23 protein-coding genes are annotated in these 25,064 nt (G+C 71.5%); 9 read left to right on the plus strand and 14 right to left on the minus strand.

Annotated features, from left to right (window positions below; genetic code table 11):
* The first annotated feature begins 86 nt into the window (after positions 1-86).
* Entirely contained in the window at positions 87-1,181 is a 1,095-nt protein-coding gene (gene moaA, locus MHO01S_RS11385) for a GTP 3',8-cyclase MoaA (protein WP_060959966.1), read from the plus strand.
* A 21-nt stretch (positions 1,182-1,202) separates the two neighbouring features.
* On the opposite strand, the gene cydC is transcribed toward moaA, so the two are convergent.
* The 5 genes from cydC to MHO01S_RS11410 form a co-directional block, all read right to left on the minus strand.
* Positions 1,203-2,870 (minus strand): thiol reductant ABC exporter subunit CydC, encoded by a 1,668-nt coding sequence (gene cydC / locus MHO01S_RS11390; RefSeq protein WP_060959967.1) that lies wholly within the window; start codon positions 2,868-2,870, stop codon positions 1,203-1,205.
* The gene (cydD, locus tag MHO01S_RS11395; protein WP_082808079.1) at positions 2,867-4,603 is read right to left on the minus strand and encodes a thiol reductant ABC exporter subunit CydD; all 1,737 of its coding nucleotides are present in this window, start codon (positions 4,601-4,603) and stop codon (positions 2,867-2,869) included. The genes cydC and cydD overlap by 4 nt, the downstream gene beginning before the upstream one ends.
* A gap of 119 nt (positions 4,604-4,722) precedes the next feature.
* Positions 4,723-5,757 (minus strand): cytochrome d ubiquinol oxidase subunit II, encoded by a 1,035-nt coding sequence (gene cydB, locus MHO01S_RS11400; protein ID WP_060959969.1) that lies wholly within the window; start codon positions 5,755-5,757, stop codon positions 4,723-4,725.
* Between the two features lie 8 nt (positions 5,758-5,765).
* Complete coding sequence (locus MHO01S_RS11405; protein ID WP_060959970.1) at positions 5,766-7,211, minus strand: cytochrome ubiquinol oxidase subunit I; 1,446 nt, start codon at positions 7,209-7,211, stop codon at positions 5,766-5,768.
* Between the two features lie 100 nt (positions 7,212-7,311).
* Positions 7,312-7,935: a helix-turn-helix transcriptional regulator gene (locus MHO01S_RS11410; protein ID WP_060959971.1), complete on the minus strand. Its 624-nt coding sequence runs from the start codon at positions 7,933-7,935 to the stop codon at positions 7,312-7,314.
* A 124-nt stretch (positions 7,936-8,059) separates the two neighbouring features.
* On the opposite strand from MHO01S_RS11410, the gene MHO01S_RS11415 reads away from it, so the two are divergent.
* Entirely contained in the window at positions 8,060-9,367 is a 1,308-nt protein-coding gene (locus tag MHO01S_RS11415; RefSeq protein WP_061782333.1) for an alpha/beta hydrolase, read from the plus strand.
* Positions 9,368-9,662: 295 nt separating this feature from the next.
* Here the strand turns inward: MHO01S_RS11415 and MHO01S_RS11420 are convergent, their stop codons facing one another.
* The 3 genes from MHO01S_RS11420 to MHO01S_RS11430 all read right to left on the minus strand — a co-directional run bounded on the left by MHO01S_RS11420 (position 9,663) and on the right by MHO01S_RS11430 (position 12,149).
* Positions 9,663-10,316 (minus strand): dihydrofolate reductase family protein, encoded by a 654-nt coding sequence (locus MHO01S_RS11420; protein WP_061782334.1) that lies wholly within the window; start codon positions 10,314-10,316, stop codon positions 9,663-9,665.
* A 137-nt stretch (positions 10,317-10,453) separates the two neighbouring features.
* Positions 10,454-11,485, minus strand: coding sequence for an LLM class flavin-dependent oxidoreductase (locus tag MHO01S_RS11425; RefSeq protein WP_060959974.1), 1,032 nt, complete (start codon positions 11,483-11,485; stop codon positions 10,454-10,456).
* 70 nt (positions 11,486-11,555) lie between these two features.
* On the minus strand, positions 11,556-12,149 hold the full coding sequence (locus tag MHO01S_RS11430; protein WP_307131812.1) for an FBP domain-containing protein: 594 nt from the start codon (positions 12,147-12,149) through the stop codon (positions 11,556-11,558).
* A gap of 170 nt (positions 12,150-12,319) precedes the next feature.
* Here MHO01S_RS11430 and MHO01S_RS11435 point away from each other — a divergent pair, with 170 nt between their 5' ends.
* The 5 genes from MHO01S_RS11435 (at position 12,320) to MHO01S_RS11455 (ending at position 18,107) form a co-directional block, all read left to right on the plus strand.
* Complete coding sequence (locus MHO01S_RS11435; protein ID WP_060959975.1) at positions 12,320-13,270, plus strand: aldo/keto reductase; 951 nt, start codon at positions 12,320-12,322, stop codon at positions 13,268-13,270.
* Between the two features lie 45 nt (positions 13,271-13,315).
* Complete coding sequence (locus MHO01S_RS11440) at positions 13,316-14,392, plus strand: DNA glycosylase AlkZ-like family protein (RefSeq protein WP_060959976.1); 1,077 nt, start codon at positions 13,316-13,318, stop codon at positions 14,390-14,392.
* Between the two features lie 15 nt (positions 14,393-14,407).
* Complete coding sequence (locus tag MHO01S_RS11445; RefSeq protein ID WP_060959977.1) at positions 14,408-15,373, plus strand: hypothetical protein; 966 nt, start codon at positions 14,408-14,410, stop codon at positions 15,371-15,373.
* A gap of 107 nt (positions 15,374-15,480) precedes the next feature.
* Complete coding sequence (locus tag MHO01S_RS11450) at positions 15,481-16,794, plus strand: O-acetylhomoserine aminocarboxypropyltransferase/cysteine synthase family protein (RefSeq protein ID WP_060959978.1); 1,314 nt, start codon at positions 15,481-15,483, stop codon at positions 16,792-16,794.
* A complete protein-coding gene (locus MHO01S_RS11455; protein WP_060959979.1) occupies positions 16,791-18,107 on the plus strand; it encodes an LLM class flavin-dependent oxidoreductase in 1,317 nt (438 codons plus the stop codon). Before MHO01S_RS11450 ends, MHO01S_RS11455 begins: the two co-directional genes overlap by 4 nt.
* Before the next feature lie 163 nt (positions 18,108-18,270).
* On the opposite strand, the gene MHO01S_RS11460 is transcribed toward MHO01S_RS11455, so the two are convergent.
* Genes MHO01S_RS11460 through MHO01S_RS11475 form a run of 4 tightly spaced genes read right to left on the minus strand, consistent with a single transcriptional unit; the run spans position 18,271 to position 21,476 of the window.
* Positions 18,271-19,200: an ABC transporter substrate-binding protein gene (locus MHO01S_RS11460; RefSeq protein ID WP_060959980.1), complete on the minus strand. Its 930-nt coding sequence runs from the start codon at positions 19,198-19,200 to the stop codon at positions 18,271-18,273.
* 37 nt (positions 19,201-19,237) lie between these two features.
* On the minus strand, positions 19,238-19,951 hold the full coding sequence (locus tag MHO01S_RS11465) for an ABC transporter permease (RefSeq protein ID WP_060959981.1): 714 nt from the start codon (positions 19,949-19,951) through the stop codon (positions 19,238-19,240).
* Positions 19,948-20,655 (minus strand): ABC transporter permease, encoded by a 708-nt coding sequence (locus MHO01S_RS11470; protein WP_060959982.1) that lies wholly within the window; start codon positions 20,653-20,655, stop codon positions 19,948-19,950. The genes MHO01S_RS11465 and MHO01S_RS11470 overlap by 4 nt, the downstream gene beginning before the upstream one ends.
* Positions 20,652-21,476, minus strand: coding sequence for an ABC transporter ATP-binding protein (locus MHO01S_RS11475; RefSeq protein ID WP_060959983.1), 825 nt, complete (start codon positions 21,474-21,476; stop codon positions 20,652-20,654). Before MHO01S_RS11475 ends, MHO01S_RS11470 begins: the two co-directional genes overlap by 4 nt.
* 96 nt (positions 21,477-21,572) lie before the next feature.
* Between MHO01S_RS11475 and MHO01S_RS11480 the strand changes: the two genes are divergently transcribed.
* The gene (locus MHO01S_RS11480; RefSeq protein WP_061782335.1) at positions 21,573-23,000 is read left to right on the plus strand and encodes a dihydrolipoyl dehydrogenase family protein; all 1,428 of its coding nucleotides are present in this window, start codon (positions 21,573-21,575) and stop codon (positions 22,998-23,000) included.
* A 28-nt stretch (positions 23,001-23,028) separates the two neighbouring features.
* Here MHO01S_RS11480 and MHO01S_RS11485 read toward each other — a convergent pair whose 3' ends face one another.
* A complete protein-coding gene (locus MHO01S_RS11485) occupies positions 23,029-23,889 on the minus strand; it encodes an NmrA family NAD(P)-binding protein (RefSeq protein WP_061782336.1) in 861 nt (286 codons plus the stop codon).
* 99 nt (positions 23,890-23,988) lie between these two features.
* On the opposite strand from MHO01S_RS11485, the gene MHO01S_RS11490 reads away from it, so the two are divergent.
* A complete protein-coding gene (locus tag MHO01S_RS11490) occupies positions 23,989-24,348 on the plus strand; it encodes a winged helix-turn-helix transcriptional regulator (RefSeq protein ID WP_060959985.1) in 360 nt (119 codons plus the stop codon).
* Between the two features lie 16 nt (positions 24,349-24,364).
* Here MHO01S_RS11490 and MHO01S_RS11495 read toward each other — a convergent pair whose 3' ends face one another.
* Positions 24,365-25,000 carry an NADPH-dependent F420 reductase gene (locus MHO01S_RS11495; protein ID WP_061782337.1) on the minus strand — a complete coding sequence of 212 codons (636 nt, stop codon included), beginning with the start codon at positions 24,998-25,000 and terminating at the stop codon, positions 24,365-24,367.
* Positions 25,001-25,064 lie beyond the last annotated feature (64 nt).

Consider the following 25,064-nt stretch of genomic DNA (forward strand, 5'->3'; position numbering starts at 1 on the left):
CCCTCCATAATAGAACAAAACTTCGAAAATCGCAAGAGAACATTGCCCTCGGCCCGAGCCGTCCATCGGGCGGGTAGCCTCGGAGCATGGTCGCCGTCCCGCTCACGCTGCGCGCAACGACGCACGCCGCGCGACAGGACGGCGCCGTTTCCGCGCCCCGGTCGACGTCGCCGGCAGCGCCCGGCGCCCCGCTCGTCGACCGCTTCGGCCGGGTGCACCGTGACCTGCGCATCTCGCTCACCGACCGCTGCTCGCTCCGCTGCACCTACTGCATGCCCGAGCAGGGCAACGAGTGGCTCGCGCGCACCAGCATCCTCTCCACCGACGAGATCGTCCGCGTGGCCGCGGTGGCCGCGGCATCCGGGATCACGACGTTCCGCCTCACCGGTGGCGAGCCGCTCCTGCGCGCCGACATCGTCGACGTCGTGCGGCGCCTTGCGGCGATCGAGGGTCCGAGCGGCCCCGTCGAGATCGCCCTGACGACCAACGGCATCCGGCTGGGGGAGGTGCTGCCCGACCTCGTCGCGGCGGGACTGCAGCGGCTCAACATCTCGATCGACACGCTCGACCGCGAGCGGTTCCGCGAGCTCACCCGGCGGGACCGGCTGGACGAGGTGCGCGCGGGGATCGCCGCCGCCGCGGCCTCGGGTCTGCGGCCGCTCAAGCTCAACGCCGTCGCCATGCGCGGCGTGAACGAGGACGAGCTCGCCGACCTGGTCGCCTTCGCGCTCGACCACGGCGCCGAGATGCGCTTCATCGAGCAGATGCCCTTGGATGCCGGGCACACGTGGGACCGCTCGCAGATGGTCACCCGCGACGAGATCCTCGCCGCTCTCGCCGCCCGGTGGACCCTCGATCCGATCCCCGGGCGGGGCGGAGCGCCCGCGGAGCGCTTCCTCCTCGACGGCGGTCCCGCGACGGTCGGCGTCATCGCCTCGGTGACGGCCCCCTTCTGCGGCGCGTGCGACCGGCTGCGGCTGACCGCCGACGGGCAGCTGCGCAACTGCCTGTTCTCGAACGACGAGTACGACCTGCTGCCCGTGCTGCGCGCGGCCGGCTCCGACGACGCCGCGATCGACGCCGTGCTGCACGACTGCGTCGCGGGCAAGCTCCCCGGCCACGCGATCGACGATCCGTCGTTCCTGCAGCCGCATCGCGGGATGAACGCGATCGGCGGCTGAGCCGCATCCGGCGCGCCCGGGTCAGGCCTCGATGCGACCTCCGGCGAGGCGCACCGTGCGGTCGACGAGTCCGGCCGGCACCTCGACGTGCGAGATCAGGACGACGGCCCGATCGGGACCGACGGCCGACAGCAGGTCGGTGAGCAGCGCATCCGAGGCGTCGACGTCGACACCGGCGGTGGGCTCGTCGAGCACCAGCACGGGGAAGCCGTGCAGCAGCGCCCGCGCCAGGGCGATGCGCTGGGCCTGCCCTCCCGACACGAGCGCGCCGCGCTCCCCGACGCGCGCGTCCAGTCCGCCGCGCTCGTGCAGCCAGTCGCCCAGACCGACCCGCTCCAGCACGGCCTCCAGCTCGGCATCCGTCGCGGTGTCGTGGGCGAAGAGAAGATTCTGCCGGATGTCCTCGTCGAAGAGCATCGGCTGCTGTTCGCACAGTCCGACCGTCTCCCGTACGTCGTCGGGATCGAGATCGGCGACGTCGACGCCGCCGATCGTGTAGCGCCCGCGCACGGTGTCGAGGAAGCGGACCAGCACGTGCGCCACGGTCGTCTTGCCCGCGCCGCTGGAGCCCACCACGAGCACGCGCTCGCCCGGGGCGATCGACAGGTCGAGGTCGTGCAGCGCGTCCTCCTGCGCCGACGGCCAGCGCGCCGACACGCCGTGGAGCACGATGCCGTCGCCCAGATCGGGGCCCGTGCCGACCGCCGGGACGGTGGCGATCGGGATGCCGGCCGGCACCGTGTCGGGCACCGCCTCGGCGATGCGTGCGGCCGCCGCGCGCACCTGACGCCAGGCGGATGCCGCGGCGGGAACGGCGGTGAAGACCTCGAACACGGCCATCGGCACGAGCACGACGACCGCGAAGGCGGGACCGGTGATCGTGCCGTCTCCGACGGCGCCCACCGTCGCGAGCACGGCGAGCAGCGACGCGGCACCGGCCAGCACCGACACGAGAGCCGTCGAGCCCGCCTGCGCGCCGGCGCGGCGGGTGACCGCGCGGCGCAGCTCCGCGTCGGCGGCGGCGATCCGTGCCGCGCTGCGCCCGGCCGCGCCGTACGCGGTCAGCACGTCGAGGCTCGCGAGATGGTCGAGGACGGCGTCGGCGAGCCGGGCCCGCAGCGGGGCGATCGACCGCTCGGCCCGCGAGCCGGCGAGCCATCCCCAGCCGACCGCGACGAGCGCCGCGACGACCAGGCAGGTCAAGAGGGTGAGCGCGGCCGGCCACCACACGAACGCGACGAGCACGACGGCGCCCAGGGCGACGGCCGCCGACGACACGAGTGGCAGCACCACCCGCAGCGGCAGGTTCTGCAGCTCGTCGACGTCGTCGACGAGCGCGCCCAGCACCGACCCGCGGCGGGTGCGGGTGAGGCCGTCCGGGGCCAGCGGGATCAGCCGTCGCACGAGATCGGTGCGCGTGACCGCGAGCTGGCGCAGGGCCGCATCGTGGCTCGCGAGCCGTTCGGTGTAGCGGAAGGCCGCGCGGCTGAGGGCGAACGCCCGCACGCCGACGACGGCGGCCGACAGGTACATCACGGGGGGCTGCTCGCTGGCGCGGACGATCAGCCACGCGCTGCAGGCGAGGAGTGCGACCGCGGAAGCCTCGGACAGGAAGCCGGCGGCCGCGCCCGGCCAGAACCGTCGCAGCGACGGCATCGCGCGCCGGAGGACGTCGGTCGTCGTGGTCACCTCGTCACCTCCTCGGCGGAGACGGCGGGAACGGCGGAGTCGGCGGGGGCGGCGGCGCGGGTGACCTCGGCGCCGGTGACGGCGACCACGCGGTCGGCGATCTCGCGTGCACTGCGGCGGTGGGAGATGAGCAGCACCGTCGCGCCGGCGTCGGCGAGCTCGCGGATGCCGCGCCAGAGGGCGGCCTCCGTCGCGGCATCCAGGGCCGAACTGGGCTCGTCGAGGGCCAGCACCGACGCGTGGCCGCGCAGGTGCCGGTACACGGCGCGTGCGACGGCGACCCGCTGGGCCTGTCCTCCGGACAGACCCGCGCCCTGGACTCCGAGATCGAGGTCCGGGTCGAGCTCGTGCGCCTGCGCGATCCGCAGGGAGCGGACGACGAGGGCACGCCGGGCGGCCGCATCGGCATCCTCGTCACCGAGCGCGACGTTCGCGGCGATCGTGCCGGCGACGAGTCCGGGACGCTGCCCCGCCCACGCGAGCCAGGTCGCCGACGGCAGCGCGCTCACCGGCATCCCGTCGAGCTCGGCCGTGCCGTCGAACCCGGCGGCGCCGAGCAGCGCCGCGAACACGCTCGACTTTCCCGCGCCGCTCGGCCCTTCCAGAAGCGTGATCGTTCCCGGCGCGGCGTCGAAGTCGACCGGTGCCAGCGTCGATTCCCCGCGGCGCACGCGGAGCTCGCGGACCACGAGGTGCCCCCGCGGCCCGGGAGGGAGCGCGGGCGCCGCGGCGCGCGCGGCCTCTCCGCCGGATGCCGCCGACGCGCGGGCCTCGTCGAGCACCGCGAACACGTCCTCCGTCGCGGCCACGCCCTCGGCGGCGGCGTGGAACTGCACGCCGACCTGGCGCAGCGGCAGGTAGGCCTCGGGGGCGAGCAGCAGCACGAACAGGCCGACGGCGAGCGTGATCGTCCCGTCGATGAGGCGGAAGCCGATGGACACGGCGACGATCGCCACCGAGATCGAGGCCAAGAGCTCGAGCGCGAAGCCGGACAGGAACGACACGCGCAGCACGCGCATCGTCTCGGTGCGGTAGGTGTCGGTGACCTTCTCGATCGAGCCGGCCGCGCGGTGCTGGCGCCCGAACACCGTGAGGGTCGACAGCCCCTGGACGGTGTCGGCGAAGCGTGCGGCGAGCCGCCCGAGCGTGCGCCACTGCCGCTGCTGGACGGTGCGCGTCGCGAGCCCGATGAGCACCATGAACAGGGGGATGAGGGGGAGGGTCAGCAGGACGGTCAGCCCCGAGATCCAGTCCTGCCACCACATGACGGCCAGCAGGACGGGCGTCGCGATGGCCGTGAGGACGAGCTGCGGCAGGTAGCGCCCGAAGTAGGCGTCGAGCGCCTCCAGCCCCCGTCCCGCGGTCACGGCCAGGCGGGCCGTGTTGCGTCCCGCGAGCCAGCCCGGGCCGAGGATGCCGACGGCATCCACCAGCTGCGCCCGCAGCTGGGCCTGCACGCGCGCGGCGGCCCGCGCGGACAGCACCTCGCGCGCCCACAGCAGCAGTGCCCGCACCACCACGACACCGCCGAGGGCCAGGAGCGTCGCGGTGAGCTCGGCCCACGGCATCCCCTCGATCGCGCGGGTGATCGCGTGGGTGAGCAGCCAGGCGAACGCGACGACGACGGCCGTCTGCGCCGCTCCGATCAGGGCGATCGCGACGAAGAACGCGCGGGATGCCGACGCATACCGCAGCAGGCGCGGGTCGACGGGTCGCACGCGTGTGTCTGCCATCCTTCGATCCTGCCTCATCCTTCATCCCCCGCGAGCCGCCATCACACGGCCGAGCCGCCACGTTCCGGCCGGCCGAAGCATGTCGGCTCGAACAGAACGTGGCGGCTCGGCGGTGAGTGTCAGTGCGCTTCGGCCAGCTCGGCCTTCTCGATCGTCGAGCGGGTGATGCGCTTGCGGAACACCCAGTAGGTCCACGCCTGGTAGGCGAGCACCAGCGGCAGGAAGATCAGCGCGGCCCACGACATGATCTGCAGCGTCATGGTCGTGCTGGAGGCGTTGGAGATCGTCAGGCTGAACGCGTCGTCGGTCGTCGACGGCATCACGTACGGGAACAGGGCCAGCCACAGCGTGAGCACCGCGAAGACGATCGTCACGGCGCCGGCGGCGAAGGCCTTGCCGTCGCGGTCGGCGATATTGAGCCACACCGACAGCAGCAGCGCGACCGCGGCGATGACGCCGCACGCGATGACGGCCCACAGCAGCGGCGCCTCGCGGCCCGCGGCGATGAAGATCGTCCAGACGACCGTGCCCGCGGCGAAGATCACGGTGGGGATCGCGAGCTTCTTGCCGAGCGCCTGCGCGTCGTGGTGCACCTGCCCGTCGGTCTTCAGGCCGACGAAGTACACGCCGTGCAGGAAGAACAGCAGCAGCGTCGTCACGCCCACCCACAGCCCGTACGGGTTGAGGAGCGTGAACAGCGAACCGGTGAAGTTCTTGTCGGCGTCGATCGGCACACCCTGCACGATGTTCGCGACCGCGACGCCCCACAGCAGGGCGGGCACGGCCGAGCCGACCACGATCATCGCGTCGAAGCGGCGCTTCCACCGCAGGTCGTCGCGCTGGTGGCGGTACTCGAACGAGACGCCGCGCGCGATGAGCGCCAGCAGGATCAGCAGCAGCGGCAGGTAGAACCCGCTGAACAGCGTCGCGTACCACTCCGGGAACGCCGCGAACAGGCAGGCGCCGGCGACGATGACCCAGGTCTCGTTGAGGTCCCACACGGGGCCGATCGTGTTGATCACCTGGCGGCGCGACACCTCGTCCTTGCCGAGGAAGGGCAGCGACATGCCGACACCGAAGTCGAAGCCGTCGAGCACGAAGTAGCCGACGAACAGCACTCCGACGATGAAGAACCAGAGATAGGCGAGGTCCATGTCAGCTCCTAGTAGACCGTGGACGGGGTCTGATCGACCGGGACGTCGGACGGATCGGGGTCACCGGGCTCGGGCAGCGGCTGCGGGCCCTCCTTGACCGTCTTGAAGATGAGGCCGAACTCGACCACCGCGAGGATCGCGTAGATCGCGGTGAAGGCGATGAGCGAGATCAGCACGGTCCAGCCGGGCACGTTGGGCGAGACGCCGTCCTCGGTGAGCATGAGGCCGAAGACGATCCAGGGCTGGCGTCCCATCTCCGTGAAGATCCAGCCGACGAGGATGCCGAGCAGGGCCAGCGGCGCCTGCCAGATGGCCAGCTTCCACATCCAGCCGGCGACGGGGCGCTTCGCCTTCTTGCGCGTCACCCACAGGCCGGCGACGGCGATCGCCGTGGCGAGCAGGCCGAAGCCCATCATCCAGCGGAAGGCCCAGTAGGTGACCCACAGGACGGGGGCGAAGTTGCCGTCGACCTGATCCGCGAACTGCGGGAACAGCTGCGTGGTGTAGAGCTGGTTGAGGTCGTTGATGCCCTCGACGCAGCCGTTGAAGTCGTGGGTCGAGAGGAAGGCGAGCACGTAGGGGACGCGCAGCGACCACACCTCGCCGGTGCCGTCGGGCGTGCCGATCGAGAAGATCGAGAACGAGGCGTCCGCGCCGCACGCGGTGTTGAACATCGCCTCCGCAGCTGCCATCTTCATGGGCTGGGTCTGCACCATCACCAGCCCCAGCTGGTCGCCCGAGAGGAACACGGCCACGAAGCCGGCGATCATCGCCCAGAGCCCGAACTTCAGCGCCGGGCGCAGCATCTCGACGTTCTGCTTGCGGGCGAGGTGCCACGCGGATGCCGCGATCACGACGCCGGCGGAGAACATGATGGCCGACGAGATCGTGTGGGGGAACTGCGTCAGGGCGACCGGGTTGGTCAGCACCTGCCAGAAGTCGGCCATCTCGGCGCGGTGGCCCGCGGCCGACATCTGGTAGCCCTTGGGGTTCTGCATGAACGCGTTGGCCGCGAGGATGAAGTAGGCCGACAGCCAGGTGCCGACGACCGTCATCCAGATGGTGAGCAGGTGGATGCGGCGGGGCAGCTTGTTCCACCCGAAGATCCACAGACCGATGAACGTGGCCTCGAAGAAGAAGGCCATCAGACCCTCGAAGGCGAGCGGGGCGCCGAAGACGTCACCGACGAAGCGGGAGTAGCTCGACCAGTTCATGCCGAACTGGAACTCCTGCACGATGCCGGTGACGATGCCCATCGCGAAGTTGATCAGGAAGATCTTCCCGAAGAAGCGCGTGAGGTGCAGCCACTTCACGTCTCCCGTGCGGTGCCAGACCGTCTGGAAGATGGCGACGAACAGCGACATGCCGAGCGTGAGCGGCACGAAGATGAAGTGGTACAGGGTCGTGAGACCGAACTGCCATCGTGCGAGCAGCAGCGGATCCAGGAAGTCCATCGTCATCCTTCCGAGGGTGGGAGTCTTCTTCGAGACTGAAGCTACACAGGGTTTTCCCAGCCTTGGAGGCGCTGGGCCGTGAAAAAGAAAAGGGTTCTGATCAGGCCGTGGCCGGGGCGAACATCAGCTGGACGACGCACTCGCGCGGGTCGCAGGAGGGGCGCATCTCGTCCACCGCGAGCGGTCCGCCGGCGGCGGCGAGCACGCTCTGCATGAGGCCCAGGTGCACCTGGCAGAGCATCTCGCGGTGCTCCGCCTGAGACGAGGCGTGCGCGCACGGCGTCAGGTCGACCGTCAGCTCCCGCTCGTCGACGAGCGGGTCGAAGCCGGCGTCGATGAGGTCCTCGACCAGGGCGTCGACCTGGTGCAGCGCGTCGGTGTCGAGCTCGGGCGCCGCGCCGGGGAGCACCCGCCGCATGAGGTCGCCGCGTTCGGCGGCGGCGCGCACCTTGCGCCGCTGGATCGGGCTCGAGGCGCGCACGCCGTCGGCCACGCTGTAGAGCACGCGCGGACGCCCTCGGGTCGTGCGGTGCTCCGCTGCCGAGACGACGTATCCCTCGTCGATCAGGCGCTGCAGATGCTCGCGCACGGTGTTCGGATGCAGCCCCGTCGCATCGACGATCTCGGTGATCGTGCGACGCGGCTGCTCCTGCACGAGGTGCAGGATCTCGACACGTGAATAGCTGGAAATGGCGCTGTACCCAACCGGGCGACCTGTGGTCATACCTCACATTATTCACGGTGACGCCCCCCACCGCCACCCCCGAAATCCGGCGCTTTCTTCCGGTCCCGCGGAAGCTCCGCATCCGCTCAGCGCGACCTCAGGTCTGCGCCCCTAGAGTCGGAGCATGCAGATCTGGCAGTTGCCGATCATCGGTGGTGCCGTTCCGATCGTGGTCCACGCCGTGGCCGCCGTGTTCCTCGCCGTCGTGCTCGTGCGCCGGTGGGATCGACGCGCCCTCCTGTGGGCGGTGATCGGCGCGGTCGCCGGGGCCGGCCTCGCGGTGCTCGCGGTGCACCTCGTGGACCGCTCGCAGGTGTTCGGCGCCGACCCGCTCCCCGCGTTCGTGCTCCAGTGGGCGGCCGGTGCGCTCGCGGCATCCGGATGGGCGATCGGGGCGATGGTCGGTGCCCGTCCGTGGCTGCGGATCGTGTCGGCGGTGGCCGTCCTCAGCTTCCTCGTCTCCGCGACGATCGGGGCCAACGCCTCCTTCGGGCTCAACCCGACGCTCGGCACGCTGTTCGGCATCGCGGTCGACAACAGCATCGATCTTCCGCACGCCGACAACACGAACGGGGCGGCGCCGGCCGTCCCGCTCGCGCAGTCGTTCGTCCCGCCCGCGGGGATGCCGCAGAAAGGCACGCGCGGAACCCGGAACATCCCCGCCACGGCATCCGGGTTCGACGCGCGTCCGGCGGGCATCTACCTCCCGCCCGCCGCCCTCGTCCCGAACGCGCCGGCGCTGCCGCTGGTGATCATGATGATGGGCCACCCCGGCAACCCCGACCCGACGGCGATCAGCGACGTGCTGGACGACTTCGCGGCGCGCAACCACGGCCTGGCGCCGACCGTGATCGTCGCAGACCAGGTGGGCTCGGCGGTCAACGACACCGCATGCGCCGATTCGAGCGCCTACGGCCGCGCCCGCACCTACGTCACGCAGGACGTGGTGGCGTGGGCCAAGGCGAACCTGAACATCATCCAAGACCCCGCCTACTGGACGATCGCGGGGTACTCCAACGGCGGCGGCTGTGCGCTGTCGTTCGGTGCCGACTACCCCGGACTGTGGAAGAACATCCTGGACATCTCGGGGGAGCCGTTCCCCGGCTCCGAGCAGGTGGAGAACATCACGAAGACGATCTTCGGCGGTGACGCGGCCGCGTTCGAGGCGTCCAAGCCGGTCAACGTCCTGGCCGCCGCGCCGGCGGGCACGTATGCCGGAATGACCGCGGTGTTCACCGCGGGAGCGGACGATCCGACCTATCGCGCCCACGCCGACGCCGTCGCGGCCGCCGCGCAGAAGGCCGGAATGACCGTGACGCGCTACGACATCCCCGGCGCCGGTCACACCGGCGACGCGTTGAAGCTCGGGATCGTGGAGGGTTTCACGGTGCTGTACCCCGTGCTCGGGCTCTCCGTGACGCCCGGCGGGTGACGACGCTTTTACCTTCGCGTCGGCGTCGCGTCAAGATCGGCGACCTCAAGATCTGCGCAAGATTTCCGCAGGCCGAGAGTGCCTCGGACGGCGTTCCCGGGTCGTATGCGCGTGAATGTTGAGGATGCCGCAAGATTCGCGCCGATCGCTGTCTCGTACGAGCCGAACCACGTAGCGTCGTCAGTACGCGAGCCGGCGCCCGAAGTCGGCCAGCGCATCGATGAGGGCGATCGCCGGTCTGGGGGGATACGGCGGTCGCCTTCATCGTCCGTCCGGCACCGACGGCGGCGCGCGGTCACTCCGGCGGTCGGCTGAAGGTGATGTGGGTCACGCCGCTCTCGGCCGCTTCCGACGTCACGCGGTAGCCGTTCTCCAGCCCGCGGAGGTCGTCCCACAGGCGGATGCCGCGCCCCAGCAGGATCGGCACGACCGCCACGTGGATGTCGTCCACGAGCCCTTCGTCGAGGAAGTCGCGCGCCGTGGTGGCCCCACCGCCGATGCGGATGTCGCCGCCGCCGGCGACGGCGCGCGCCCGGGCCAGGGCGTCGTGCGGGCTCGCGTCGAGGAAGTGGAAGCTCGTGCCGTTGGCCATCTCGATCGATGCCCGGGGTGTGTGGGTGAGGACGAACACGGGGATGCGGAAGGGCGGCTCCTCGCCCCACCAGCCGCGCCACTCGGGGTCGTCGCCGTGCTCGTGCAGACCGAACATGCCGGCGCCCATGATCTCCGCGCCCAGGTCGGCGAAGTAGCGCATCGCGTAGCGGTCGTCGACGCCGGTCGTGCCGGCGCCCGACGAGTCGTGCAGCACACGCTCGCGGAAGGTGCGGGTCGCCGTGTAGTCCCGCGTCAGCCGCATCCAGTCCTCACCGAACGGGTTCTCGGGCGTCTGGTCGGTGGTGGTGGCGAAACCGTCGAGGGAGATGTTCAGGTCGAGGCGGACGCGGCTCATGGTCACCAGCGTCGATCATCCCCGTCGCGGCGTCAATCGCCGATCCGGACGTCATGCCCGTCTGCGGAGACGCGCACCGGATTCGGATGCCGTGGCATCCGCCGTCCGAATCCGATGCGTTCCTCCGCATCCGCTCCCTACGCGGAGGCGAGGGTGGACTGCCAGCCGAGCGCCGGGGCGACGTGGCGGGCGAAGGACTCGATGATCCGCAGGTTGAACTCCACGCCCAGCTGGCTGGGGATGGTGAGCATGAGGGTGTCGGCGGACATGACCGCGGCATCCTGTCGCAGCTGCTCGACGAGCACGTCGGGCGCCGCGGCGTAGGTCTTGCCGAAGGTCGAGCGGAAGCCGTCGATGTAGCCGATGCCGTCGCCCTCCTGGCTGTGGCCGAAGTACAGCTCGTCCTCCGCGGTCGTGATCGGGAACACGGAGCGGCTCACCGAGACACGGGGCGTGCCGGTGTGCCCGGCCTCGGCCCAGGCGGCGCGGAAGCGGTCGATCTGCTCGGCCTGCAGGATGTCGAAGGGGCGGCCGTCCGCCTCGGTGACGAGGGTCGAGGACATGAGGTTGAGGCCCGTGCGCCCCGCCCACTCGGCCGTGTCGCGCGAGCCCGCGCCCCACCACACGCGCGAGCGCAGCCCGGGCGAATGCGGCTCGATGCGCTGCAGGCCGTGGCCGCCGCCGAAGGGGGAGTTCGCGTCGCGCTCGGCGAGGCCCTCGCCGTCGATCGCGCGGAGGAAGAGGTCCATGTGCTCGCGGGCGAGGTCGGCCCCGCGGGGGTCTGCCCCGGTGTAGCCGAACTTCTCGTAGCCGCGCACGACCGTCTCGGGTGAGCCGCGGCTCACGCCGAGCGCCAGGCGCCCGTCGGAGATGAGGTCGACGGCGGCGGCCTCCTCGGCGAGGTAGAGCGGGTTCTCGTAGCGCATGTCGATGACGCCGGTGCCCACCTCGATCCGCTTCGTCTTGGCGGCCATCGCCGACAGCAGCGGCATGGGGGCGGCCTGCTGGCGCGCGAAGTGGTGCACGCGCACCGCGACGCCGTTGACGCCGAGGTCGTCCATGCCCTGCGCGAGGTCGATCGCCTGGTGCAGCATGTCGCCGGCGGTGAGCTCGCGCCCGCCGCCGAGCGGGCCGTAGTGGCCGAAGGAGAGGGTTCCGAAGCGTTGCATGATGGGGGCAACGTTACGCGTCCCGCATCCATTCCACTGAATGGATGTCGCGGCTGCCGTAGGTCCGCCTCTAGCGTCCGTCGCGCACGCTGCGGACGAACGCCTCGACGTTCGCGCGCAGCGCGGCGATGCGCGCCGCGCGCGCGGCTTCCACGTCGAACCCGATGTAGGCCGACGCGGGACGACGGCGCGCGTTGTCGTTGCACTGGAAGCGGTCGCACGCGAGCGTGCCGACCGTGTCGCCGCGGCGTCCGGCGTCACCCACGCGCTTCGCGGTGAACAGCAGCACGTCGTTCGGCAGGTGGATGTCGGCGCACCACGAGCATTGCGCGCGGCTCTTCGGCCGGGTGTCGGCCTGGCGCAGCAGCAGGCCGGTGGGCTCGCCGTCGAGCTCGACGACGACGTAGCCGACCAGCGCCAGCTTGCGGTCGCGGGTGCCGTAGAACTGCCGGGAGTCCCAGTCCGTGTCCGGGAAGTCGGACGGCAGGGTGAGGCTGCGGCGTTCGGACTGGGTGACGTTGATGAGCGAGGCGCGGATCTGCGCTTCGGTGAGTGCGTGCATGAGCATGCCCTTCGGTGAGAGTCGTGCGAAGGCGGATGCCGCGGCGGCATCCGTGACGGAAGGTCGACGATCAGCGCCGGCCGCGTGCGAGACGCGGCTCACGGCGCCGGGGCGACGTCACCTCTCATCGGCGAAGAGCTCGCCGATGACCTCCCTCTGGCCCGCACGGCGGGGGCCGTTCCCGATACTCACCCCTCCAGCGTACGCGTCCGGCCCTGCAACAGATCGGAATGCGCGGAACACGTCCGCCACGGCGGTGGTTGGATCGATGTATGACCCGCATCGCGCACACCGACATCGACGTCTTCCCCCTCGCCCTCGGCGGCAACGTGTTCGGCTGGACGGCCGACCGCGAGGAGTCCTTCCGCATCCTCGACGCGTTCCACGCCGGCGGCGGCACCTTCATCGACACCGCCGACTCCTACAGCGCCTGGGCCCCCGGCCACAGCGGCGGCGAGAGCGAGACGATCATCGGTGCCTGGCTGGCCGAGCGCGGCCACGGCGACGTCACCGTCGCGACGAAGGTCAGCCAGCATCCGCAGTTCAAAGGGCTCGCGGCATCCACCGTGCGCGCCGCCGCGGAGGCGTCGCTCGAGCGGCTCGGCGTCGAGTCGATCGACCTGTACTACGCCCACTTCGACGACGCCGAGACGCCCTTGGAGGAGACGGTCGCGGCCTTCGGCCAGCTCGTGTCCGACGGCCTCGTCCGCTACACCGCCGTGTCGAACTACTCGGCCGACCGCATCCGCGAGTGGGTGCGCATCGCCCGTGAGCTGGGCGTCGCCGAGCCGGTCGCGATCCAGCCGCACTACAACCTCGTGCACCGCGAGACCGAGGACGACATCGTGCCGGTCGCCGAGGAGTTCGGCCTGTCGCTGGTGCCCTACTTCTCGCTCGCGAAGGGTTTCCTGACGGGCAAGTACCGCTCGACGGATGCCGCGGCCCACGACACCCCGCGCGCGCAGGGCGCCGCGGTGTACGCGACCCCGCAGGGCCTGCAGATCATCCAGGTGCTGGAGCGCATCGGCACGGCCCACGACGTGTCGATCGCCGCGACCGCCCTCGGCTGGCTGCGCGCGAAGCCGACCGTCGTCGCCCCGATCGCGTCGGCGTCGAAGCTGTCGCAGGTCGCCGATCTGCTCGACGGCGGTCGCGTGGAGCTCACGGCCGACGAGGTCGCCGAGCTCGACGAGGTCTCGGAGTGGACGCCCACCGACATGTGAGCCCCCGGGCTGCGCGGTGTCGGATGCGGCGGGTACCGTGGCGGCATGCATCACCTGAGCCGGGAGCAGGCGCGTCGCATCGCCGTGCGGGCGCAGCTGCTCGACGCCGATCGTCCCGGAGACGTGGTCGAGGTCGGTGAGCAGCTCGGGTCCATCAAGATCGACCCGACGGCCACGATCGCGCCCGCCGAGCAGACGATCCCGTTCAGTCGCATCGGCTGGGGCTACGAGCCCGGTCAGCTCGTGAAGGCGGTCGAGGACGACCGGGCGCTGTTCGAGTTCGACGGCCAGTTCCACGCGGCATCCCTGCTGCCGGCGATGCTCGCGCGGATGCGCGCGCGGGTCTTCCGCGCGCAGGCGGCGGGCTGGCTGGAGGCCAACGCGCGCTTCCGCGCCGACGTGATCGCGCGCCTCCGCGCCGACGGCCCGCTGCTGGCCGGTCAGATCGACGACACCAGCCAGGTCGCGCACAAGGACGAGGCCGGCTGGTACGGCTCGAACCAGGTGCCCAGGATGCTCGACCTGCTGTCGTACGTCGGCGAGACCGCGGTCGTCCGTCGGGAGGGCCGCCAGCGCGTGTGGGACCTCGGCGAACGCGTGTACGCCGACGTCCCGGTGATCGACCCCGACGAGGCGACGGCGCTGCTCGAGGAGCGCCGGCTGCAGGCGGCGGGCATCGCCCGCCAGAAGTCCCGGTGGACCCCGGTGGGGATGGCGGGGGAGCCCGCGACCGTCGAGGGCTCGTCGTGGTCGTGGCGCGTCGATCCGGCGGCGCTGGCGGCTCTCGACGACGACGCCGGCGGTCGCGTCGCGATCCTCAACCCCTACGACGGCATGCTCTTCGACCGTCCGCGCCTGACCGAGCTCTTCGCGTTCGAGTTCGTGCTCGAGCAGTTCAAGCCGAAGGCGCAGCGCCGGTACGGATACTTCGCGCATCCCATCCTCATCGGCGACGGTTTCGTGGGGCTGCTCGACGCCGAGCTCGACAAGAAGAAGGAGAACCTCGTCGTCACCGCCGTGCACGAGTTCACGCCGCTGGAGCCGGAGGAGCGCGAGATGGTGGATGCCGAGATCGACGACCTCGCCGGATGGCTGGGTGTGCCCGTGCAGCGGGCGCGGTGAGAGGAGCGGGGCCGCATGATCGACGACGCCGTCCGTGACTGGCTGCTGGATTCAGACCCGACGTTGCGATGGCAGGTGCAGCGCGACCTGCTCGATCTGCCGGAGGACGTGTGGGCGCGCACGCGGTCGCGGATCGCCGTCGAGGGCGACGGTGCGCGCCTGCTCGCGCACCAGGATGCCGACGGCCGGTGGGCGGGGGGAGCGTTCTTTCCCGCCGACTTCGACGTCGACACGCAGGATCAGATGCCCGGTCAGCCGTACACCGCGACCACCTGGACCCTGACGACCCTCCGCGAGTGGGGCACCGATGCGGGCGCGCTCGGAGACACCGCCGATCGGCTGGAACGCAGCGCCCGGTGGGAGTACGACGACCTGCCCTACTGGGACGGTGAGGTCGACGTGTGCATCAACGCCATGACGCTCGCCAACGGCGCGTGGCTGGGGCGCGACATGTCGGCGCTGGCGGCGTGGTTTCCCGCGCACCAGCTCGCCGACGGCGGGTGGAACTGCGAATGGGTCGACGGCTCGGTGCGGTCGTCGTTCCACTCGACGATCAACGCCGTCCGCGGACTTCTCGCCTACGAGCTGCTCACCGGTGACGCCTCCCTCGCGGCCTCGCGCCGGCGGGGCGAGGAGTACCTGCTCGCACGCCGCCTGCGCACCCGCCTGTCGACGGGGGAGCAGGTCGGGCCGTGGACCGACGTCATCGTCCATCCTTACCGGGCGCCCTTCACCGCGCTCAAGGCGATCGACCACGTGACGGCCGCTGCGGTGCACGACGGCATCCCGCCCGATCCCCGCGCCGCCGACAGCATCGCGATCGTGCGCGCCGCCCGCCGCCCCGACGGCACGTGGCTCCAGGGCCATCACTTCGCCGGCGACGTCTGGTTCCCGCTCGACGTCGCCGTGGGCGAGCCGTCGAAGTGGGTCACCTTCTTCGCGCTGCGTGCGCTGCGACGGTGGGATGCCGCGTACGGCTGACGCGCGACGCGTCACACGACGAAACGCGATTCGCCCGTGACCGCGCCGTCCCGGGACGATGGGGACGTCGACGCGTCCCGAGCCGTCGGCGCGGACAGGAGGACGCCATGAGCAGGCGAGGATTCGCGACCCGACAGGTGCACGAGCGCGCACGCCGCGACGGCGACGCCCGGATCGCGACGTCCCGCGCGACGCCCATCTACCTGACCGCCGGTTTCGAGTTCGGCGAGTACGACGACGCGGCCGCGCACTTCGGTCGCGGCGAGGGCTACGCCTACACGCGCATCGGCAATCCGACCGTCGACGCCGTCGAGCACACCCTTGCCGCCCTCGAGGGCGGCTCTCAGGCGCTCCTGCTCGCGAGCGGCCAGGCCGCCACCACGGTCGCCTTGCTCGGACTGCTCGAGGCGGGCCAGCACGTCGTGTCCTCGACGCACGTGTACGAGGGCACCCGGGGCCTGCTGCGCGACAACCTCTCGCGGTTGGGCATCACGACGACCTTCGTCTCCGAGATCGACGACCTCGAGGCGTGGGAGGCCGCGATCCTGCCGACCACGCGCGTGCTGTTCGCCGAGTCCATCTCGAACGCCAGCAACCGCCTCGTCGACATCCCGGCGCTCGCCGACCTCGCGCACCGCCACGGGATCGCCCTGGTCATCGACAACACGTTCGCCACCCCGTACCTCGTCCGTCCGCTGGAGCTCGGCGCCGACGTCGTCGTCCACTCGGCGAGCAAGTTCCTCGCCGGGCACGGCAGCGTGCTGGGGGGAGCGATCGTCGACAGCGGTCGCCTCGACGAGACCAGCCTCGGACGGCTCTACCCGCATCTGACGGCGCCCGGTCGCGGCGGTGTCCCGAGCGTGTTCGAGCGGGTGGGCGGCGATGCGCGGATCGCGTATGCGCGCGAGGCCGTCGCTCCCCGGTTCGGTCCCACGCCGTCGCCGCTGAACGCCTTCCTGATCGGGCAGGGCATCGAGACGCTGAGCCTGCGCGTCGAGCGGCAGAGCGCGAACGCGCTCGCGGTCGCGCAGTGGTTGGCGGGACGTCCGGAGGTGGCCTCCGTCGACTACGTCGGGCTCCCCGCCCACCGCGACCACCATCTCGCGCTGCGCGACCTCCCGGACGGCTTCGGATCCGTGTTCAGCTTCACCCTCCACGGCGACGCCGACACGGCCCGCGCGTTCGTCGAGGCCCTCGAGGTCTTCACCCACATGACCCACCTCGGCGACGTGCGGTCGCTGGTGCTGCACCCGGCATCCACGTCGCACGCCGCGCTCACGGATGCCGAGCGCGCCGCCGTGGGCGTGCACGACGGCACGCTGCGCGTGTCGATCGGCATCGAGGATGCCGCCGACCTCATCGACGACCTGTCGCACGCGCTCACCGTCGCCAGCGACGTGCCGGTCGCGGTCCTGGCATGACGCGTCCGCAGCACTTCGGCTGGTTCCTCGCGCGCGGCTTCGGGCCGCACGGGTGGGGTCATCCGTACCTGGACTGGAACTGGGACTGGACCCGGCCCGAGCTGTATCAGCAGTCCGTCCGCGAGCTCGAGCGCGCGGGGTTCGAGTTCGTGCTCATCGAGGACGCGCCCTCGCTCGGGTCGCCGGACACGATCGACCTGCGCATCCGCCACGCCTTCGGCGGACCCAAGCTCGACCCGCTGCTGCTCGCCCCCTACCTCTTCCAGGCGACGCAGCGCCTCGGCGTGATCCCGACGGTCAACCCCGCCGCGTACCTGCCCTACACCGCGGCCCGCCAGTTCGCCACGCTGCAGCACCTGAGCGGCGACCGGCTGGGGCTGAACGTCGTGACCGACACCGGCAGTGCGCGCCATTTCGGCGATGCCGCGCCGCTCGGCCACGACGCCGCCTACGACCGCGCGGAGGAATGGCTGGCCGGTCTGCGGGAGCTGTGGAACTCGTGGGGTGAGGGCGCTCTCGTGCGCGATGCCGCGACCGGCGTCTACGCCGACGGCGCCCGGCTCGACGCCGTCCGCCACCGCGGCGAGTACTTCGCCTTCGACGGTCCGCTCAACGCCGTGCCCTTCACCCGCGGGGAGCCGGTGATCGCCTCTCCGGGCGGGTCGGGCCGCGGGCTCGCGTTCGCGGGGGCGAACTCCGACATCCAGTTGGCGCTCGCTCCGCTCACCGAGCAGAGCGTCCGCGCGTATCGCGCGAAGATCCACGCCGCCGCGGTGGAGCGCGGGCGTGCGCCGTCGGATGTGACGGTGATGTTCGCCATCTCACCGGTGATCGTGTCGTCGCCGGAGGAGGCCGATCGCCTGGTCGCCGCCTCCGCGCGGCCCGACGACGACGCGCTGCGCCTGATCGCGCAGCGCCAGTCCAGCGACCTGGAGACCGATCTGACCGCGCTCGAGCTCGACGCGCCGCTGCCGGCGGGACTGTTCGCGGACCACGTCTCGCAGGGATCCCTGCGTCGGCTCATCGGCGATCGGGATGCCGCGACCGCGCCGTTGCGCGCGCACCTGACCGCGCTCGCGCGGCTGGGGCGCATCTCGGACCGGTCGGGCTTCGTCGGTACGGCGGAGGAGTTCGCCGACCTCATCGAGGAGCTCGGCGACTGGGGCAACGAAGGCGTGCTGCTGTGGGGCGACCTGCATCCCGTGACGATCCACCGCACGCTCGACGAGCTGGTTCCCGTGCTGCGTCGCCGCGGCATCCTCCGCGACGAGCTCTCGGACGGCGGCTTGCGGGCGAACCTGCACTCGTTCTGACGCCGCTCCGGCCGGCACGGGCGAGGGGTGGGGCGTTTCGACTCGCTGCGCTCTGCGTTTCGACTCGCTGCGCTCGCTCAACGACCGGGAGTTTGTAGCCCGGTCGTTGAGCGAGGAGCACAGCGACGAGTCGAAACGCAGACGAGTCGAAACGCCCGACGCCTCAGCTCAGGCCGTTGGCCTTCAGCCAGGCGGCGGCGATGTCCTTCGTCGACTTCTGGTCGACCTTGGACTCGACGTTGAGGGCGACCAGGCCCTCGGGCGTCAGCTTCGCGTTGACCGCGTTGATGACATCCGCCGCGTCGGCGGGGAACGAGCTGCTCACGAGCGGGACGACGTGCGACGCGAGGAAGAGGCCCTTGGGGTCTTCCAGCGTGACGAGGTTCTTCGTCTTGATGCTCGGGTCGGCGCTGTAGACGTCGGCGAGCTGGACGCCGCCGGCGACGAGCTCGTCGACCGTGGTGTCGGCCGTCGCGCTGAAGCTCACGGTGACGCCGTACTTGTCCTTCAGGCCGGTGGGGCCGTAGGGGCGCTGCTCGAGCTCGGGCGCGCCGCCGAGCACGAGGTTCGGGACGTTGGCCAGGTCGGCGATCGAGGTGAGGTTGTGCTCCGCGGCGAAGGCCGCGGTCACGTTGTACGAGTCCTGGTCGGTCGCCGAGGCCTGGTCGAGGACGCTGAGACCCTCGGGCAGCGCCTTCTTGAGCGCCGCGTAGACGTCCTCGGTGGTGGTGGCGGTGGTGTTCTTGTCGAAGTACTGCAGCAGGTTGCCGGTGTACTCCGGCGTCAGCGAGATGGTGCCGTTCTGCAGCGACGGCACGATGGCGTCGCGCTGGCCGATGTTGAACTTGCGCTCCACCGTGTAGCCCGCGCCCTCGAGCGCCTGGGCGTAGATCTCGGCGATGACCTCGTTGGAGTAGTACGCCTGAGAGCCGATGGTGATGGTGGAGGCCGAGCCGGTCGCGTCGCCGGTGGCGGCGGGCTGCTCGAGGGAGCTGCTGGAGCCGCAGCCGGTGAGGGCGAGGGCGGTCACGGTGAGCGCTGTCGCCGCCAGGGCGAGCCGCGCTCCGAGACGGGAGGTGCGCAGTGCGGACATGAGAGGTGCCTTTCGTTGGGTGCTGTGGGAGGAAGAGTCAGGATGCCGTCGCGGCCCGGGCCACGGGGCGCGAACGCGCCGTGCGGGCGGCGACGCCGCGGGGGACGACGATGCGCTGCAGCAGGGCGAACACGCCGTCGAGGACGAGGGCCAGCACGACGACGAGGATCGATGCCCCGAGGATCTGGGCGGTGTCGCGCAGCTGGATGCCCTGGATGATGTAGAAGCCGAGGCCGCCCAAGCCCACGTAGGTGGCGATGGTCACGGTGGCGACCACCTGCAGGGTGGCCGAGCGCAGGCCGCCGATCAGCAGGGGCAGACCGAGGGGCACCTCCACCTTCCACAGGATCTGGCGGCCGGTCATGCCGACGGCCCGCGCGGCGGAGATGGTCGAGCGGTCGATCGCCTCGAACCCCGCGTAGGCCCCCGCGAGGATCGACGGGATCGCGAGGATCACGAACGCGACGACCGCGGCTTGGCTCTTGTAGACGACGCCGACGAGGAGGTAGAGCAGCACGACGAGTCCGAGTGTGGGGATGGCGCGCGCGGCGCCCGAGAGGGCGACGGCGAACTCGCGCCCGCGGCCGGTGTGCCCGATGGCCCACCCGGCCGGGATCGCGATCAGTGCGGCGATGAGCACCGAGCCGAACGTGAAGGCGAGGTGCTGGGCGATCGCCTCGGGCAGGGGCAGCGACCCGGTGAGGCGGTCGGGGGAGAAGATCCACGCGAAGGCGTCGGCGAACAGATTCATGCCGCCTCCGCGGAGTCGAGCCGACGGGCGGCGAGACGGCGCAGTGCGCGGCGCTCGGCCCGGCTGCCGTCGCGTCGCGGCATCCACGGCATGAGCACGCGTCCGGCGAGGACGAGCAGGAGGTCGAAGACGAGCGCGATCACCACGACGATCACCACGCCCGCCAGCACCTCGGGGATGATCCGGCGCTGGAGCCCGTTGGTGAAGAGGTAGCCGAGGTTCTCGACGCCGATGAGGATGCCGACGGTCGCGAGCGCGATCGTGGAGGTCGCGGTGACGCGCAGGCCGGCCAGCAGCACCGGGCCGGCGAGCGGGAGGTCGACCGTCCAGAACCGTCGCCACGGGCCGTAGCCGACGGCGATCGCGGCGTCACGGGTGGCGGCGTCGACGGAGTCGAGTCCATCGGTGACCGAGCGCGTCATGATCGCCACGCCGTAGACGGTCAGCGCGATCACGAGGTTGCTCTCGGAGAGATAGGGGATGCCGAAGACCGCCCACAGCAGCGCGAACAGCCCCAGCGAGGGGATCGTGTACAGCAGCCCGATCGTGGTGAGCACCGACCCGCGCAGCGCCGTGTACCGCCAGGCGAGCCACCCGAGGGGGAGCGCGATGACGAAGGCGGCGACGATCGCGATCGCGCTCTGGCGCAGGTGCGCGAGCGCCAGCGAGCCGATCAGATCGAGGTTGTTCGCGACCCAGTTCATGGCACCCCGTCGACGAGCACGCCCTGTGCCCGGCCCGCGGCATCCACGAGCACCGTGCCGTGTGCGGTCTTCTTCGGCGTCAGCGCGCGCGATCCGCGCTCGACCCCCACGAACTCGGCGACGAACGCGCTGGCGGGGTTCTCGATGATCTCGTCGGGCGTGCCGACCTGCGCGATGTGCGCGCCCTTCTCGAGGATCACGACCTGGTCGCCGAGGAGGAACGCCTCGTCGATGTCGTGCGTGACGAAGACGACCGTCTTGTCGAGGTCGCGCTGCAGGCGACGCGTCTCGGTCTGCAGCTCCTTGCGCACGATGGGATCCACCGCGCCGAAGGGCTCGTCCATCAGCAGGATGTTGGGATCGGCCGCGAGTCCGCGCGCGACGCCGACGCGCTGCTGCTGGCCGCCGGACAGCTGGCGGGGATAGCGGTCGGCGAGCGCGCGATCGAGTCCGACGATGTCGAGCAGCTCGAGCGCACGCGCACGCGCCTGCTTCTTGGGCGTGCCGTTGAGGATCGGGACGGTCGCGACGTTGTCGAGGACGCTGAAGTGGGGCAGCAGCCCCGCGCTCTGCAGGACGTAGCCGATGCCCCGGCGCAGCTGCACCGGATCGCGGTCGCGGATCGATTCGCCGTCGATCGTGATCTCGCCGCTCGTCGGCTCGACGAGGCGGTTGATCATGCGCAGGAGCGTCGTCTTGCCGCATCCGGACGAGCCGACGAAGACCGTCGTCTTGTGGGCGGGCAGGACGAGGCTGAAGTCGTCCACCGCGACGGTGCCGTCAGCGAATCGCTTCGTGACGGAGCGGAACTCGATCGCCATACGTCCTCCGGGCTCGGATTCAACCACCCAACCACATACCCCCGACACGGCGACAAGGGGCTGGAATCTGGCGTCACAGTCCGGTATGCGTGAGGAATGGATGTCCAAGAGTACGACCTCATCGTGATCGGAGCAGGACCCGTCGGCGAGAACGTCGCCGATCGGGCGGTACAGGGCGGACTGACGGTCGCGATCGTCGAGTCGGAGCTGGTCGGAGGGGAGTGCTCCTACTGGGCGTGCATGCCCTCGAAGGTGCTGCTGCGCGCGGGTGCCGCGCGCGCGGACGCCGCCGACGCGCCCGGGGCCCTCGCGAGCCCGCCCGCCGGCCCGGTCGACGTGGCCGCGGTGCTCGCGCGCCGCGACGAGATCGTGCACGACTGGAACGACTCCGGCCAGGTCGAGTGGCTCGACGGTGCGGGCATCGCGCTCGTCCGCGGGCACGGCCGCCTGAGCGCGGAGAAGGAGGTGACGGTCACGCGCGACGGTGCGGATGCCGCGGTGCTCCGTGCCCGCCACGCGGTCGCGGTGTGCACGGGGTCGGCGGCGCTGCTGCCCGACATCCCCGGGCTCGCCGCGGCCTCGCCCTGGACCTCCCGCGAGGCGACCGGTGTGCGGGAGGTGCCGGAGTCCCTCGTGATCCTCGGCGGCGGCGTCGTGGCGTGCGAGATGGCGACGGCGTACGCGTCGTTCGGCTGCACGGTCACGGTGCTCGCCCGCTCGGGGCTCCTGGGCTCGATGGAGCCGTTCGCCGGGGAGGCGGTCGCTCAGGCGCTCCGGGACGACGGCGTGGACGTGCGCACGGGCGCTCACCCGCAGGCCGTGTCGCGGGATGCCGCGACGGGCGCGGTCACGGTGACGCTCGCCGACGGCGAGGTGACGGCATCCGAGATCCTCGTCGCGACCGGGCGCGTCCCGCGCACCGGCGACGTCGGCCTCGAGGTCGCCGGACGGGAACCGGGGTCGTGGCTCGACGTCGACGACACGATGCTCGTGCGCGGCAGCGACTGGCTGTACGCGGTGGGCGACGTCAACCACCGCGCCCTGCTCACGCATCAGGGCAAGTACCAGGCGCGCGCCGCCGGCGACGTCATCGCCGCGCGCGCCCGCGGCGGCGAGGTCGACGACGCGCCGTGGGGTGCGCACGTCGCGACGGCCGATCACATGGCCGTGCCGCAGGTCGTCTTCACCTCACCCGAGGTCGCGGCCGTCGGACTGACCGCCGCGGAGGCCGAGGAGAAGGGGCTCGCGGCGCGCGTCGTCGACCTCGATCTCGCCAACATCGCCGGTGCCAGCACGCGCGCGGCGCACTACCGCGGGCAGGCCCGCGCCGTGGTCGACACCGACCGCGGCGTGCTCGTGGGGGCGACGCTCGTCGGGGCCGACACGGCGGAGCTGCTGCAGGCGGCGACGATCGCGATCGTCGGCGAGGTGCCGCTGACGCGGCTGTGGCACGCGGTACCGGCGTACCCCACGCTCAGCGAGCTGTGGCTGCGGTGGCTCGAGGCGATCGGGCGTCCCGTCTGAGCGGCCCCGACCGCCCCGAGCCGTCCGTTCAGCCCGCGAGGGCGGCGCGGAAGGTGTCGACGACGGGGGTCGTCGGGCGGCCGATGAGGCGCGCCAGCGTGCCATCCGTGTCGGCGAGGACACCGCCGCGGATGCCGTCCTCCATGCCCGCGACGAACTCGGCGGTCCCGGCATCCAGACCGGCGCCCTGAAGGGCCGCGACGAAGTCGTCGCGCGAGACCGGTACGTACGCGACCTCGCGGCCGAGCGCCTCGCCGGCCGCGGCCGCGAGGTCGTCGTAGCCCAGGCTGCGGTCGCCGGCGAGCTCGTACACCTGGCCGAGGTGGCCGTCCTCGAGTAGCACGACGGCGGCGGCCTCGGCGTAGTCGGCCCGGGCGGCCGCGGCGACGCGACCGTCGGCGACGGAGGCGGCGATGACACCGGAGTCGGCGGCGCGCTGGAGGTCGGTGAGGTAGTTCTCGGTGTACCAGTCGTTGCGGAGGATCACCGTCGGCAGGCCGCTCGCCGCGAGCGCCTCCTCGGTGGCCTTGTGCTCGGCGCCGAGGGCCCAGTCGAACGTGGTCGCCTTCGAGACGCTCGTGTACACGAACTTCTGCACGCCCGCGGCGACGGCCGCGTCGATGACGTTCTTGTGCCCGGCGAAGCGGCGACCGGCCTCGGAGGCCGAGATCAGCAGCACGGTGTCGACGCCCTCCAGGGCGGCGGCGATCGTGGCGGGGTCGTCGTAGTCGACGTGGGCGGTGCGCACACCGCGGGCGGCGAGGTCGTCGAGCTTGGCGACGGAGCGCGCGCCGGCGACGATGTCGGATGCCGTGGCGCCGCGCGTCAGCAGCGCGTCGACGACGAGGTGGCCGAGGTGCCCGCTGGCACCGGTGACGAGGATGGTCATGAGTTGGTCCTTTCGTTGGGGTCCGAGGGAGGGAACCCATACGGAGGATCAGTACATTCCGAAGAACATGTACCCACTTTCACGTAAGGTACCTACGTGATGGTTAGTCTTGCGGAAATACGCACCCAGAACGATCAGGCGTTCACGGAGAACTGTCCGACGCGCGTCGTCCTCGACCACGTCATGAGCAAGTGGGGCGTCCTCGTGCTGCTGGCGCTCAGTGAGGGTACCGCCCGCTGGGGCGAGCTGCGGCGCGCCGTCGACGGCATCAGCGAGAAGATGCTGGCGTCGACGCTGCGAACCCTCGAGGCCGACGGGCTCGTCGTGCGCACCGCCTACCCGGAGGTCCCGCCCCGCGTCGAGTACGCCCTCACCGCGCGCGGCGACCAGCTCATGGAGCGCGTCCTGCCGCTCATGAGCTGGATCGCCGACAACGCCGGCGAGATCGTCGGTCGCTGATCGCGCCGCGGCAGGATCAGCGCGTCGCGCGCGCCAGGTTCGCCCGCAGTTCGTCGGCGTCCTGGCGCACGACGTAGGCCGGCTGGTCGCGCTCGACGCGCCAGCTCTCCGCGACCGAGCCGATGTCGACGGTGTCGAAGCCGAACGCGTCGTAGAGCGCCGTGGCGAGTGCCGCGGCATCCGCGTGGTCGCTCGCGATCGCGAGGGCGCGTCGGCCGGGCGTGCCGGCGGGAGCGCCGGTGGTGAGGATGTCGGCGGCGGGGATGTGGTTGAACGCCTTCACGACGCGTGCACCCGCGAGATGGTCCTGCACGAGGGCGGTGGTGGTCGTGGTCTTGTCCTCGAGCGCGGCGATGCGTCCGTCCCGCTCCCAGTAGTAGTTGTTGGTGTCGAGCACGATCTTGCCGGCCAGGGGTGCGGCCGGCACGTCGCCGATCGCCTTCAGCGGCACCGTGACGACGGCCCAGTCCGCCGCCTCCGCGGCCTCCGCGGCGGTCGCCGCGCGGGCGCGCGCGCCCAGACGGTCGACGAGACCGGCCAGCGTCTCGGGGCCGCGCGAGTTGCTGATCACCACGTCGTACCCGTGGGCGACGAGACCTTCCGCGAGCGCGCTGCCGATGTGTCCTGCTCCGATGATTCCCACTGTTGTCATGCGAGGGGCAACAGCCGTGCCTCCTGCGCGCATTCCCCGTGGGTCCGCTGTCAAGAGCTGGCGA

The organism is Microbacterium hominis NBRC 15708 (genome assembly GCF_001592125.1).
In the GTDB taxonomy this organism is placed as follows: domain Bacteria; phylum Actinomycetota; class Actinomycetes; order Actinomycetales; family Microbacteriaceae; genus Microbacterium; species Microbacterium hominis.